Origin of the sequence: Hyphomicrobium denitrificans 1NES1, assembly GCF_000230975.2 — a bacterium.
GTDB lineage: Bacteria > Pseudomonadota > Alphaproteobacteria > Rhizobiales > Hyphomicrobiaceae > Hyphomicrobium_B > Hyphomicrobium_B denitrificans_A.
The window spans coordinates 674,588-688,070 of sequence record NC_021172.1; the positions used below are offsets into that span (position 1 = coordinate 674,588).

Sequence of the window (13,483 nt, forward strand, 5' to 3'; positions counted from 1 at the left end):
CCCGCGGCGTCCTGAACGTGAGGCCGCTTCTCTTATTGTCGCCTTCTCCATACAAAACTATTGCATACAGTGCAATAAACTTGTAGCACATGAAATACGAGACTTTAGAGGAATGCCCATGATCTCAAACGGAGGATCCTCGCGGAGCCCAACCGCCTGGGAGCTTGCTGCGGGTAAACGTGATCCTGCCCATGCTCTCGCGTACAAGCCCTATTGGTGGGAGGCGCTACCTGATGAGCCGGCAAATCTTGAAAAGACTGTTCCGCGCAAATGCGATGTTGCGATCGTCGGATCGGGGTTCACCGGACTCTCCGCGGCGTTGACACTTCTCCGCAACGGACGCCAGACGGTTGTTTTTGAGCGCGATCGGGTGGGATACGGAGCAAGTACGCGCAACGGTGGTCAGATCGGCAGCGGCAATCAGAAATTCCGTGTCAAAAAGCTGATTGCTTTGCGCGGCAGGAAAAAAGCCGAAGACATGCTGCGCGAGGGAACGCGCATGCTGGACTACATCGCAACGTTGATCGCGGATGAAGGGATCGACTGCCATTTCCGCCGCTGCGGCCGCTTCCGCGCTGCCATCCGTCCCGAGCACTACGAGGCGATGGCCCGAGACATGGACGACCTGAAAGAAGTCGCCGGCGTCGAGAGCTTCATGGTTCCGAAATCGGAGCAGGCTTCCGAAATCGGCAGCGACGTGTTCTTCGGCGGCTCGGTCCTTCCGAGCGACGCCTCATTACACCCCGGTCTCTACCATGCAGGCTTGCTCCAAAGGGTCGAAAGCGCGGGCGGTTTGGTTCTCGACCACAATCCCGTCACCTCCGTTTCCGCGAAAAACGGAGGGTTCGTCGTTTCGACCGGTCGCGGAAGTACGTTTGCGCGGAACGTGATCATTGCCACGAACGGCTACACGGACGGTCTTGTTCCGGAGCTTGGCCGTCGTATCGTCTCGATCGGTTCCGCAATCGTTGCCACCGACGAGCTCCCCGAGACCGTCTTCAATAAATTGCTGCCGAAAAACCGCGTCTACGGCAACACCAACCGCGTCTTCTACTATTTCCGCGGCGCGCCCGATGCGCGTCGCATCCTTTGGGGCGGACGCATCGGAAGATTGGTGCGAAGCGCTTCGGCGGCAGCGTTCGCACACCTGGCGCGCGATATGATTTCGGTATTTCCGGAGCTGAAGGATGTAGCCGTCACGTATGCTTGGGACGGCAAGATCGGTTACACGTTTGATGAGGTCCCGCATCTCGGCTGCGCCGTATCGGGCGTGCATTACGCTCTCGGCTATTGCGGCACGGGTGTTTCTCGCGCCACCTATTTCGGCAATAAAATCGCTTTGCAGGTCCTGGCGAAATCCGACGGCCGCACGTCTTTCGACGATCTGACGTTTCCGACATTTCCGGTCCACCCGCTTGCCAAGCGCGCCGTTCCAGCGGTCGAGACCTGGTATCGCATTCGTGACGCAGCAAATATTTGAGAGGATGGAAATCTGAAATGGCCAAGAGCAGTGCGACGAAGCGCATCAACATTTCTTCCGGCGGCGCTTACGAATCCGTCTTCGGATATTCGCGCGCCGTGCGTGTGGGAAAGGACGTGCATGTTTCGGGAACATGCGCGCCTGCGAGCCACGAGAAGAGCGACGCCTATGCGCAAGCACGCGCTGCATTGGAAATCATTGAGAAAGCGTTGGGCGAAGCCGGAGCAACGGTCGCCGACGTCGTTCGCACCGTCGTCTACCTTCGTGACGTCAATGATGCCGAGGCGGTCGCCAAGGCGCACTTGGAGACATTCGACAAGATCCGGCCCGCCAGCACGCTCATACAAGTTACGTCCATGCTGAGGCCGTGGCAAAAGGTGGAGATCGAAGCTTATGCCAGCCTAGTCTCCTCGGAGAATGCGAAATAAGGCACGCGAAGCCCTTTAAAAACTCGAACGTAACGTGAATTCTTTTGCGCGCTTACGTCCATCGGGCGTCTGCGTCAGCTCTCCACTTGTTGCCCGATGCTGCTTCAGGGGCGGATCGCGCAGAATCCTGGACTGGCCGGAAGCGAGCGTCTGGTTTTGCTGTCCGGCGAGTTCGGCGAAGCTCTGCGGCGGGATTTCACCCAGAAACGGTTTCCGATTCACGAGCAGTTTCATCAAGAACTTTTTGCGATGCGCTGAGTGTCGGCCTCTCCGCGGTCCCCACGAGGACTGGGACGGAGTTCGGCTCGACAACGCGAAAGAGCACCCCAGTGTCGTCATTTGAGGTTATTTCTGCGTCAGCATGCCACGATGAAGATAGGACGCAGAAGAATTTGCGACGATAGCAATGATAGCTCTTTTCGCCATAGGGATTGAATTAGGGTGTCTCACACGATCAGAACTCGTCGGATTGAGCGGGATCAAATGATCCGGTCTGTGAGCTTTGTTATTCCTCACCGACACGGAGTCCTGCGAGGATCTCATGCCAAGTTGGTTATCTGACAGTCTGATCCGGCGGATCCTATTCGGTATCGCGCTATCCGGGATCGCGCTGGGCGGACTCGCGTGGCTGTTCGGCCGGCCCTTTTGGGCACAGAGTATCTGGGCCTTCGCGACTTTCCCGGTTATCGCCGGACTGGCAGTGTCGATTGTTCGCGACCTTGCAGTCGGCCGTTTCGGAGTCGACGCAATCGCCCTTCTTTCCATGAGTGGCGCGCTGCTTCTTGGCGAGAACCTTGCCGGGATCGTGGTCGCGATCATGTATGCGGGCGGCAATCTGCTTGAAGACTATGCCGTCGGTCGGGCGGAACGAGACCTGAAGACGCTCATCGATCGTGCCCCGCGGATTGCACATCGATACTCAGGTCGGCAAGTCCAAGACGTCGCGGTTGATGAAATCACCGTTGGCGATCGGCTTTTGGTGCGAGCGGGTGAAGTTCTTCCGGTCGATGGAATTCTCGCGTCGGAATTCGGCGCAATTGATGAGGCTGCTGTTACGGGCGAACCTTTGCCCGTTGTCCGGCAGCGTAACGCACCTCTTCGCAGCGGTTCGGTCAACGCCGGCGAGACGTTCGACATGACAGCAACCACGGTTGCTGGTGAGAGTACGTATGCCGGAATCGTTCGAATGGTCACCGCGGCGCAAACTGCAAAGGCGCCCTTTATCCGTGTGGCGGATCGCTTTGCGCTGGCATTGGTGCCCACTACGCTCATACTTGCCGGCGGCGCCTGGCTGTTTTCGGGAGATGCGGTTCGCGCGCTCGCCGTGCTCGTGGCCTCCACGCCTTGTCCTCTTATTCTTGCGGCGCCTGTTGCCTTCGTGGCGGGCGTCTCGCGCGCTGCGAGAGACGGCATACTGATCAAGGGCAGTTCCGCGCTTGAATCATTGGCGCGCACGCACACAGTCATGTTTGATAAAACCGGAACGTTGACTGTTGGCGGCGCCCGACTCGTGGCTATCGAGACGGCGCCGCATTTTTCCTCCGATGATATCCTGCACTTCGCCGGATCGTTGGAGCAGGCATCCCATAATGTTGTGGCGGGTGCCATCGTAACGGCCGCTCGTGCTCGCGGCATTGCCCTCGTAGGGCCTGAGAATGTCCGTGAAGCGATGGGCTCCGGCATTGAAGGGCGTGTTGCCGGAAAATTGGTGAAAGCGGGTTCTGACAAGTTTGTCTTCGGACACGCTAAGCTTCAGCCTTGGGCTGTCCGGGTTCTGCGAAGGGCATCCTGGCGTTCCGCTTTAAGCGTTTTCGTTTCCGTTGATGAGCAACCTATCGGGGCCCTGCTTCTTGCCGACGAGCTTCGCCGTGAAACGCCGAGAGCCATTCAGGCACTTAGGATGTCTGGAATTAAGCGCATTGTGATGGTGACGGGAGATCGGGCGGATGCGGCTGAGACAATCGGTGCGGCATTGGATATCGATGCGGTACTTGCCGACCGAGTGCCTTCCGATAAGGTCGAGGCCGTAGCGGTAGAGCGGCGTTTGCATCCGACCATTATGGTCGGTGATGGCATCAACGATGCGCCGGCCCTGGCGGCGGCTGACGTCGGCGTAGCGATGGGCGCGAGGGGTGCCAGCGCTTCGTCGGAAGCGGCCGACGTCGTCATCTTGGTGGATCGCCTTGATAGAGTTGCGGACGCGGTAACCATTGCCCGGAGGGCATATGGCATAGCCTTGCAGAGTATCTTTATCGGATTGGGGCTTTCCGGTATCGCAATGGTTGCCGCCGCCTTCGGATTGCTATCGCCTGTCGCAGGCGCGGTATCGCAGGAATTGATCGATGTGGCGGTGATTCTGAATGCCCTACGGGCACTTTCTCGGGACCGCCGCATGGGCAAGAGCGCTCTTCCGCGATCGGCGATACGTGAGCTCGAACAAGATCACGAAGTCCTCAATGAAGCTTTGAACAGGTTACGGGAAATCGCCGACAATCTCGACGACGTACCGAAAGACATTGCGACGAGCCTCGTCAGCGAGGCACATCAAATTGTCACAAAGCGAGTCGTGGAGCACGAGCGTGAAGATGAGATGGTTGTCTACCCTCGCCTCAATCGCTCGCTGGGCAGCAATCCCGCTCTTGCGGCCATGAGCCGGGCGCATCGAGAAATTTTGCATCTCTCGCGACTCCTATCCCGGCTGACAGATGACATGACAGTCGAAAACGTCGACCGGTACTTTATTCGCGATGCCCAGCGAATTATCGAATCGATCGAAGCGCTCGTCCGGATGCATAACGCGCAGGAGGAAGATATCTACGAACACGCGTCGATCTGAAAATAGCTTCAATGCTGGCGATTTCGATCACTTGGAATCGCTCAGCGAGATCGCCGTCGCGTGGCATAGCGATGGAATTCGGGCTCATATCGATAGCCATTACGATGAGTTGGTATGAGCTGGCACCAGCGCCATTCGGGCGCTGAATAGGCTACGCCGTCGATACGATCGACGGCTCCAGCGCGTCTACCGCGTCGTGAAGAGATCTTCGGCTGCTTTGATCGAGACCCAACGCCTCAAACGTTCGCTCAAGATATCCGAGAAAAACCTTCCAATCGCTGGCGTTGATCGGAAGATGCGCGTGAGCGCTCACCATATCTCGCCCAGCATATCGCGTCGGCCCCCCGAGCTCGGAGCAAAGGTACTGAATGAGAAGTTTCTCTTCTTGTCGTATGCCGACCATGCTTCGATCGGACCAGAAGCGGCCAACCTGGGGATCGGCTTGCATTCGACCAAGGAGATCGCGAGCCAATGCCGTGATCGTCGCTCGTCCTCCAATCCGCAAATAAAGCGAGTTTGGCGCTGGGCGCCGGATATCCAAAGCCTTGAGACGGGAGGCCAGGGTCGATGGATTCATCTGCAGGAGGTTTGCAGCACCGCCTTTGCCGGACACGCGCCATTTTGCAGCTTCTAGTGCGGCAATGAGATTATTGCGTTCGAAAGCCAGAACCTCCTCGGCGGTGACATAATCTCCGTCAATCGTTTCGGCCGGCGTACGGGGGAGGGCCGCCGCCCTTGGCTTCGGACTTGGTGGCAGGACTGCATCCAAATCTGACGCGTTACCAAGGATAATTACGCGTTCGAGCACGTTGCGCAGCTCGCGGATATTGCCTGGCCAATCGTAAGCACGAAGCTGCCGCACTTGCTGCTTTGAAAGACGCGGCGGCTTGCGCCGCAGGCGGCCCGCAATCTCGACGAGAAAATGATCCGACAGCAATCCGATGTCGTCGGCTCGCTCTCGCAGGGGAGGCACCTCGATCGGGAATGTGCTGAGCCTGTAATAGAGATCAGGCCGAAATCTTCCGGAAGCGGCATCCGCAGCCAAGCAGCGATTCGTTGCTGCAATCACTCGGACATCAACCTGCCGGGTTTGATCGTCGCCAACGCGCTCGAACGACATTTGCTGGAGTGCGCGGAGCAGCTTTCCCTGTAGCTCAGGCGGAATCTCTCCAACTTCGTCGAGAAACAGTGTTCCTTGATGCGCGGTTTCGAGACGCCCTTTCCGGTCACGTGTCGCGCCGCTGAAGGCTCCTCTTACGTGCCCAAAAAATTCGCTTTCGAATAGGTCTCTCGGAACGGCTGCGCAATTCACCACCACAAGGGGTTGGCGTGCACGTCGGCTGTGCTCATGGATTCGTCTGGCGATGAGTTCTTTGCCAACACCGGACTCTCCGAGGACGAGTACGGTGGCATCGGTCATCGCAACCGCGTCTGCGCGCGCCACACACTGCAGAAGGGTTCGGCTTTGACCGATAATCGAGGAACCTGCATCGATCATTTACGAAAATTCGCAAGCAGTTATGATTTTTCACGATACCGCTGTTGCGAGTTTTCGTAAATGCATCGCCGTGAATCAGGAAGCGCAGCAGTAAGTACATCATAATACAGAAGATTTTCTGCCTGCACGGCCATGGCACGCGAAATGCTCTGGGCACTTGCGCGAAGTGAGGCCCAAGGGAGAGATACGTGCATGCTCAAAACATCGATTTTTTTATCAGCGCTTTTTCTGACTGCGCAAAGCGCCAGCGCGGCCGAGATCGGTTCTAATCTTCAGCCGCTCTCCTTCGGCAAGGATCAAACGATCGTCGATATCAGCAAGGCTGTTTGGGGCCCGCTCAAGGTTGATGGGCTACCGGAGGGAGGAGAGATTGCCGTGCTCCGGGGCGATCTTTCCAAGGGTGACGCCGAAGTGCTTCTGCGGTTTCCGCCCGGTTATAGGGTTCCCAATCATAGCCATACATCGGATGAACTTTATCTCTGGCTGAGCGGTTCATTCACCCTCATCGCGCACGATGGGACGAAGACGGTTTTCAACGGACCAGCGTATATCAGCTTTCCCGGCAACGCTCCGCCACATGGCCTCGAATGTGGAGCGGCCGCACCGTGTGTGCTCTATCTCAAGTATTCCCGACCATTCGACATCCAATATTTTCCGGAACCGCCGCCGAAAAGATAGTCCATGAGGACGAGCTTCTCGATGGAAGAGGAAGGGAAGGCAAATGGGGATAAGGAGCGCGACCAATCGCGTCGGGGTGTTCGCCGTGTGCGCAATGGCGTTCACGCAGACCACGGCGCAGGGTACTGGCTTGACCCATGTCCTGCAGCCCGGCAGCTACCAAGTCGAAGTAATTGCCGAAGACCCCGCGACTGGGCGACAGCGAACGGTCCGACGCGTAGAGCGATGTCTCGAAGCGTCGGCGATCGTCAACCATGAAATCTTTGCCATATTGAGCGACATACCTGCATCGGCGTGCCCCAAATATGAGGTTTGTGCCGGCGAGACGCGCACCGGCTTTATCGCGCAATGCGCACCTGCCAATCCATCTACTGCCGTCGGCATGTTTGCTCTCGAGAGCTCCGCCTTCCGCGGCCGAATCGAGGTCAAGGACGCAACTGGCAAAGTGACGAACGTCGAAATCCAATATGGCCTGCGGACTGGGGCATGCAATGCGCCAGCGTCGTCGCCGCAATGAATGGACATGGGCGTTGCTTAGCGACTATCTTTCCCGAGTGCATGCACCACGCAGGCAGCGACATGTGCCGGCTCGCCACGAGCGGATGTTTCAATCCATCCTGTGGGCTCGCGCTTATGCGTGGCCTGCAGCCGGACGACGTCGGCTGTCGCATCGGAGACATCATTGCATCTCGCCTCCACACGCTTAAGGAGCATTGCGGTCGGCGCGTCGAGCCAAATGCCTGTGAACGATACTCCGGCATTGCGCGCGCAGCTTGCGATCCGATTGCGGTCCGCTTCACGGTCGAATACGGCTTCCGCAAGCACCGCGTGGCCGGACGTCAGAATCGCCGCCGCTTCGTCGGCCTGGGTAGCATAGACCTTCTCCGTGATTTCGCTGCGATAGGCTTCGGTCGGCAATCGCGTTTCGGCGGAGACATGGAAAAGGCGCTTGCGAATACGATCGCTGGCGAGCACGCAGGCGCCCGGCGCTTCGCCTACGCGATCGGCTATCATCGCGGCGATTGTCGATTTGCCCGTGCCGCTTAGGCCACCGATGGCGACGAGCCGGGCGGGCCGCGGCGCAAGCAGCGACTGTGCTAACTCAAGATACTCTTTTGCTTGTGTGGCGATGCCTTCACCCATCGGTCCAAGGGTCTGACTTTGGGTCGCCAGAACATGCGCGCGGATCGAAGATCTCACCGCCATGAAGAACGGCAAGAGAGCGATACCGTCGGCCTCGTCCGCCTCATCGAAATAGCGGTTGAAGACGAGATTAGCGGCCGACCTCTCCCCACAATGCCAGAGGTCCATCAGGAGAAATGCGAGGTCATAAAGTACATCGATTGTCGCTATGGCATCGTCGAATTCGATGCAATCAAATAGCGTCGGAGCATTGTCCACGAGGCAGATATTACCCAGATGGAGGTCGCCGTGGCAGTGGCGCACCTTGCCTGCCATCGCGCGGGAATCGAGAAGATCGCGACGGCGGTCGAGAGCCGCGCTCAATGCTCTGTTCAGTGAGGCTAGGCTTGCACTTGGGAAAATGTCTGTCGTCGCGAAGGCCGCGGCGTTGATGGCGAGCACATTGGCCATAATTGCAGCGCCGGTGTTTTTCCGGTTTGCCACTGCAGCGGCGTGAAAACGCGCAATGGAGCGCGCCGTCGCCGTTAGAAGCGTCGGCGTCAGCATTCCTCTCTTCGCAAGCCGGTCGAACAACGTGCTCTCGTCAAAGCGCAACATCTCCACGACCGCGTCGATGAGACGGCCCTCTCCATCGAGCGCGAGCGATCCGTCAGGCTCGGCCGTGATACGGCGGACGCCGAGATAGATCGCCGGTGCGGTTCGCCGGTTAAGCTCCACCTCGCGGCGGCATGCTGCGAGACGCCGATCTGCGGTCGAGAAATCGACGTATGGCAGCTTTACAGCGCGCTTCAGCTTAAATGCACGAGGCCCGATCAGCAGGATGATGGAGATATGCGTCTTGATGATTGTAACATCCGATGGCGCTAAACCATGCGTTCTTGGGTCCTTTAGCAGATTGATCGTAGCGGCCTGATTATCCTCGAGCGGCATATGCGTCTGCTTCCTTACCGTTCGCGGCGCAGTGCGGTTTCGACTGCACGACCTTTGTACGCTATCATGACGGCTTGCATAATGAAGCGCTCGACCTGTGCGCAAAGCATAAACTTGGTGTGTCGCGCATGATATCTGATAAGCTGCGCGAGCTTTAGTAACGCGGTACAGGGCGACGAGCGACAAACGGGGGAGGGAAGCATCGTATGCTGGGGCATGCGTTGGCTAATCCAAAATAGGCCGCTTCCTTCGAGAAAAAAGAAGTATTAGGCTGCGCGCAACCTGATCGGCATACGACGATGCGCCGGTCCTCTGGTGCCAAAAATCAAATAACGTCTGCGCTTTTCGCGTAGGCGTTATTTGTTTTGCGGCTAGTTAGAGACCACGGCGTGTTACCGCATTGCCAAGCCAATTGGTATGTTGCCTATCTTAGCGCAGTAACCGTGACAATTGCGTTGCGGCGTGCTCATCCTCAAACTTCACCATTCAACAATACGGAATTCGACATGCCTCCATATCGTTCACGCACTACGACACACGGTCGGAATATGGCAGGTGCGCGAGGCCTATGGCGCGCGACCGGCATGAAGGATGAGGATTTTGGCAAGCCGATCATCGCGGTGGTGAACTCGTTCACGCAATTCGTTCCCGGCCATGTGCATCTCAAAGACCTAGGTCAGCTCGTTGCTCGCGAGATTGAGCGTGCCGGTGGCGTTGCGAAAGAATTCAATACCATTGCGGTCGACGATGGCATCGCGATGGGTCATGACGGCATGCTTTATTCTCTTCCCTCTCGGGAGTTGATTGCGGACAGCGTCGAGTACATGGTCAATGCACATTGCGCCGATGCAATGGTGTGCATTTCCAACTGCGATAAGATCACGCCCGGCATGCTGATGGCGTGCCTTCGCGTCAATATTCCTACCGTCTTCGTTTCCGGTGGCCCGATGGAAGCCGGCAAAGTCGTGCTGGGCGGTAAGCAGCACGCGCTGGACTTGGTCGACGCCATGGTTGCTGCTGCCGATGACAGCGTAACGAATGAAGACGTCAAAGTTATCGAACGATCCGCTTGTCCCACGTGTGGCTCCTGCTCGGGGATGTTCACGGCCAACTCGATGAATTGCCTCACTGAGGCGTTGGGGCTTGCATTACCCGGCAACGGCTCGATGCTTGCAACGCATGCAGATCGAAAGCGGCTCTTCGTCGAAGCCGGGCACCTCATCGTGGATCTGGCGCGTCGCTATTACGAACAAAACGATGCTAGCGCTCTGCCGCGGTCGATCGTCAGCTTTGCGGCTTTCGAGAATGCGATGACGCTTGATATCGCGATGGGCGGATCGACGAATACGGTCCTCCATCTTCTCGCTGCGGCTCACGAAGCCGAGGTGTCTTTCACCATGAAGGACATCGATCGTTTATCGCGCCGCGTGCCGTGCCTTTGCAAAGTCGCGCCGGCGAAAGCTGATGTTCACATGGAGGACGTGCATCGCGCTGGCGGCATCATGGCCATACTTGGGGAATTGAACAGAGCCGGGCTGATCGATGCCGGGCTTCCTACTGTCCATTCGGCTACTCTCGGTGAGGCTTTGGGACGTTGGGACGTGAAGCAGACCAGCAGCGAGGCAACACATAGATTCTATAGCGCTGGGCCGGGAGGCGTTCCGTCGCAAGTCGCGTTCAGTCAGGATCGTCGATATGCCTCACTCGATCTCGATCGCGACGCAGGAGCGATTCGCGATAAGGCACATGCGTTTTCTCAGGATGGCGGATTGGCCGTTCTTTATGGAAACCTCGCCGAAGACGGCTGCATCGTGAAGACCGCCGGCGTGGACGACTGCCTGTTGACGTTCTCCGGTCGAGCACGCGTTTTCGATAGTCAGGACGCGGCGGTTGCGGGCATTCTCGGTGGAGACATTAAACCAGGAGATGTCGTCGTCATTCGCTATGAAGGACCTTGCGGTGGCCCGGGTATGCAAGAAATGCTCTATCCGACCAGCTATCTAAAATCGAAGGGGCTCGGCAAGTCGTGTGCGCTTGTCACCGATGGTCGCTTCTCGGGCGGGTCTTCGGGACTTTCGATCGGGCATGTGTCTCCGGAAGCCGCTGAGGGTGGGACAATCGCGCTTATCAGAGATGGAGATGTGATCGATTTTGACATTCCCAATAGAAAGATTCATCTTCGGATCGGTGACGAAGAACTCAGAGAGCGTCGCGCGAAGCAATCGGCTATTGGGTGGCAGCCGGCAGTACCGAGAAAGCGGCAGGTTTCGAAAGCACTCCGTGCATACGCGGCGATGACGACGAGTGCCGCAAAGGGCGCGGTGCGGGTCCCTTGACGAGAGTGGGTATGGCAGTTGGGGCGCCGACCAAATTCAGTTCTATTCCGGCTAAGGTCATTCCGGCACCAAATGTTGCTGCAGGTAGGCGCCCATGCTCGGTCATGTTCAGCGGCCATTCGTGCCGAATGAGTTGGAGCCGGAGTTCAGCATAGTGAGCGACAAAGAATACAAAGAAGGATTGTCAATCCTGCAGCGATGCTGACCCGTAAGTCCAAGTTTAATGAAACACCGTGTTGGGTGCTTGTGATCGGGGAGGAGGCTGTTTTCTATTGAGATGCAACCGCCTTGCCGCTGGTGCCGGCGAATTTGATTTCGTCCGTGTCGATGGCCTCTACCTCTACGGCGTTGTCCCGGCTGTTGGCATACGTAAAGCGGAAATTAGGGTTCGTTGCGATGGAAAATCCGGTCTCAGCTTTAAACACGAGATCGTTGCCCCGCATTACTGTTATGTTTTTGATAAAGCGGGCAGGGATATAGCCGTGGGTTAGCTGATCCATCTGCATGCCGTTGTTGTTGGGATGCTTGATCATGAACTGGCCCTCGCGCAGCGGCGTCGTCTCTAGCGCGGGATCGAAACTCTTCACCACCATCTTGCCGAGGTCGGCGGTGTCTGCGTCGGTATCTTTGGGAGCGGGTGCCGAACATCCCCCCGATGCCTTGACGAAGGCTTTTGTCATGTGGAGCACGCCATCGGATGTTTCGACGACAGCGTGCACATAGGTATACATGTCGATGCGAACGCGCGTCGACATCCTGCGCTCGCCACCGCCGTCACCGGAGGCCGGCCCGAACGAAATGTTGGCGGCGACAGGTGCCGGATTCCTGTCGATGATCAACGCCATGGACTTGAGCTGGCCCTTGACGGTTGGTGGCACGCGAATGGTGATCGGGACCACTGCTGCGTCCTCGGCCCGCTCCGGCGCATCGAGAATAACTATGCCGTCATTTTCCTTGATTGGGCGCGATCCATACATTTCCTGCTGGATCGATGGCCAAGGATCGTCGTCGGCCCGCGCTCCGGCCGGGCATAAGGCGACGCTGGCGATCAGCACAGCCGTTGCCGTCAGAGCGACCGCCTTCGCTCGCCCTGCCCGGATATTCGACGAAGATATGTGCATCTGAAATCTCCCCAAAAATGAATTATTGCCGCTCATTCCCATTCAAGCTCGGCGAATGCCGCGGTCACGTTGCGGACGTGATACTGATCGAAAAGCTCCCATTTCCCTCGCTCGGAGAAACCCGCGGACTTGGTTGCGTCTTGGATGGTTTTTCCTTCCTTGATCAGTTTGCGGACATCGGCGGCGACGACCGACCAGTACCTCTGCTCATCATGCATCGCTTCCGGCAGCTGCATCGCATGCGGTCCGTGACCTGGGATGACGCGGGCTGCTTTGCGTTGTTCAAGTTGTTCAATGAGCGCCAACCAGCCGCGAATGGAGCCGTCGAGCGTCGGAATGGCACCGGAGAACAGCAAATCGGCAAGGAAGACCGTATCGGTGGCGGAATCGGTGACGATCAGGTCGTTGTCGGTGTGGGCCGTCTTCTGCGCCTCCAAGAGCAGCGTGCGGCCGCCGAGGTCGAGACTTAAGCGATCCTGCACACTGACGGTCGGCAGAATGATCTCGCAACCGTCGAAAGCCTCGGGGCCAAGCATCTCCTTGTTGGCGGCCAAGTACTGTGATGCCCGCGCTGAAAGCCCGCGTGCAAGTTTATGGTGGCCGACGAATTGCGGGTTGTCCTCCTTGAACGCGGCATTGCCAAAGACATGGTCGGGATGCATGTGGCTGTTGATGACATAGCGGATCGGCTTGTCCGTTACCGCCTTGATAGCAGATCGCAGTTCGCGCCCGACCTTGGCGCTTCCGAGCGTGTCGATGACCGCGACGGCGTCCGAACCGATGACAAAGCTCGCATTTGCCATATCTCCTTTGTTTTCCGGAGACTGAAGTTCATATCGTCCTTGGTGGACGAAAACCCCGGAAGCAACCTCAGTGAAGGACATCGGAGTCTCGGCCCGCGCCGTGATCTTGGAAAGAAATGGCGCGACAGCGAAAGCCAGCGCAGAGGTGAGAAGGCAACGCCTATCCAGCCCGCACCGTCGCAACGCGTCCGTAACCACATGGGTTTCGTCCGTATTCGCGGCGATGACGG

At 57.7% G+C, this 13,483-nt stretch carries 11 protein-coding genes; 6 read left to right on the top strand and 5 right to left on the bottom strand.

Annotation, left to right across the window (positions count from 1 at the left end; genetic code table 11):
* Positions 1 to 118: 118 nt before the first annotated feature.
* Both HYPDE_RS03130 and HYPDE_RS03135 read left to right on the top strand, forming a co-directional pair.
* Positions 119 to 1,480 (top strand): NAD(P)/FAD-dependent oxidoreductase, encoded by a 1,362-nt coding sequence (locus HYPDE_RS03130; protein ID WP_144061163.1) that lies wholly within the window; start codon positions 119 to 121, stop codon positions 1,478 to 1,480.
* A 17-nt stretch (positions 1,481 to 1,497) separates the two neighbouring features.
* Positions 1,498 to 1,908, top strand: a complete 411-nt coding sequence (locus HYPDE_RS03135; protein ID WP_015596894.1) for a RidA family protein — start codon at positions 1,498 to 1,500, stop codon at positions 1,906 to 1,908.
* Between the two features lie 15 nt (positions 1,909 to 1,923).
* On the opposite strand, the gene HYPDE_RS19275 is transcribed toward HYPDE_RS03135, so the two are convergent.
* The gene (locus HYPDE_RS19275) at positions 1,924 to 2,142 is read right to left on the bottom strand and encodes a hypothetical protein (protein ID WP_187290858.1); all 219 of its coding nucleotides are present in this window, start codon (positions 2,140 to 2,142) and stop codon (positions 1,924 to 1,926) included.
* A gap of 307 nt (positions 2,143 to 2,449) precedes the next feature.
* On the opposite strand from HYPDE_RS19275, the gene HYPDE_RS03140 reads away from it, so the two are divergent.
* Positions 2,450 to 4,744 (top strand): heavy metal translocating P-type ATPase, encoded by a 2,295-nt coding sequence (locus tag HYPDE_RS03140; RefSeq protein WP_041320784.1) that lies wholly within the window; start codon positions 2,450 to 2,452, stop codon positions 4,742 to 4,744.
* A gap of 151 nt (positions 4,745 to 4,895) precedes the next feature.
* Here HYPDE_RS03140 and HYPDE_RS03145 read toward each other — a convergent pair whose 3' ends face one another.
* On the bottom strand, positions 4,896 to 6,242 hold the full coding sequence (locus HYPDE_RS03145) for a sigma 54-interacting transcriptional regulator (RefSeq protein ID WP_015596897.1): 1,347 nt from the start codon (positions 6,240 to 6,242) through the stop codon (positions 4,896 to 4,898).
* A gap of 192 nt (positions 6,243 to 6,434) precedes the next feature.
* Here HYPDE_RS03145 and HYPDE_RS03150 point away from each other — a divergent pair, with 192 nt between their 5' ends.
* Positions 6,435 to 6,920, top strand: a complete 486-nt coding sequence (locus HYPDE_RS03150; RefSeq protein WP_015596898.1) for a cupin domain-containing protein — start codon at positions 6,435 to 6,437, stop codon at positions 6,918 to 6,920.
* A 43-nt stretch (positions 6,921 to 6,963) separates the two neighbouring features.
* On the top strand, positions 6,964 to 7,437 hold the full coding sequence (locus tag HYPDE_RS03155) for a hypothetical protein (protein ID WP_041319886.1): 474 nt from the start codon (positions 6,964 to 6,966) through the stop codon (positions 7,435 to 7,437).
* A 17-nt stretch (positions 7,438 to 7,454) separates the two neighbouring features.
* Here the strand turns inward: HYPDE_RS03155 and HYPDE_RS03160 are convergent, their stop codons facing one another.
* Positions 7,455 to 8,993, bottom strand: coding sequence for an AAA family ATPase (locus HYPDE_RS03160; RefSeq protein WP_015596900.1), 1,539 nt, complete (start codon positions 8,991 to 8,993; stop codon positions 7,455 to 7,457).
* Positions 8,994 to 9,499: 506 nt separating this feature from the next.
* Between HYPDE_RS03160 and ilvD the strand changes: the two genes are divergently transcribed.
* A complete protein-coding gene (gene ilvD, locus HYPDE_RS03165; protein WP_015596901.1) occupies positions 9,500 to 11,329 on the top strand; it encodes a dihydroxy-acid dehydratase in 1,830 nt (609 codons plus the stop codon).
* A gap of 269 nt (positions 11,330 to 11,598) precedes the next feature.
* On the opposite strand, the gene HYPDE_RS03170 is transcribed toward ilvD, so the two are convergent.
* Together HYPDE_RS03170 and HYPDE_RS03175 are read right to left on the bottom strand one after the other, a co-directional pair.
* Complete coding sequence (locus HYPDE_RS03170) at positions 11,599 to 12,450, bottom strand: quinoprotein dehydrogenase-associated SoxYZ-like carrier (protein WP_015596902.1); 852 nt, start codon at positions 12,448 to 12,450, stop codon at positions 11,599 to 11,601.
* 32 nt (positions 12,451 to 12,482) lie between these two features.
* On the bottom strand, positions 12,483 to 13,334 hold the full coding sequence (locus tag HYPDE_RS03175; protein ID WP_244437767.1) for a quinoprotein relay system zinc metallohydrolase 2: 852 nt from the start codon (positions 13,332 to 13,334) through the stop codon (positions 12,483 to 12,485).
* Positions 13,335 to 13,483 lie beyond the last annotated feature (149 nt).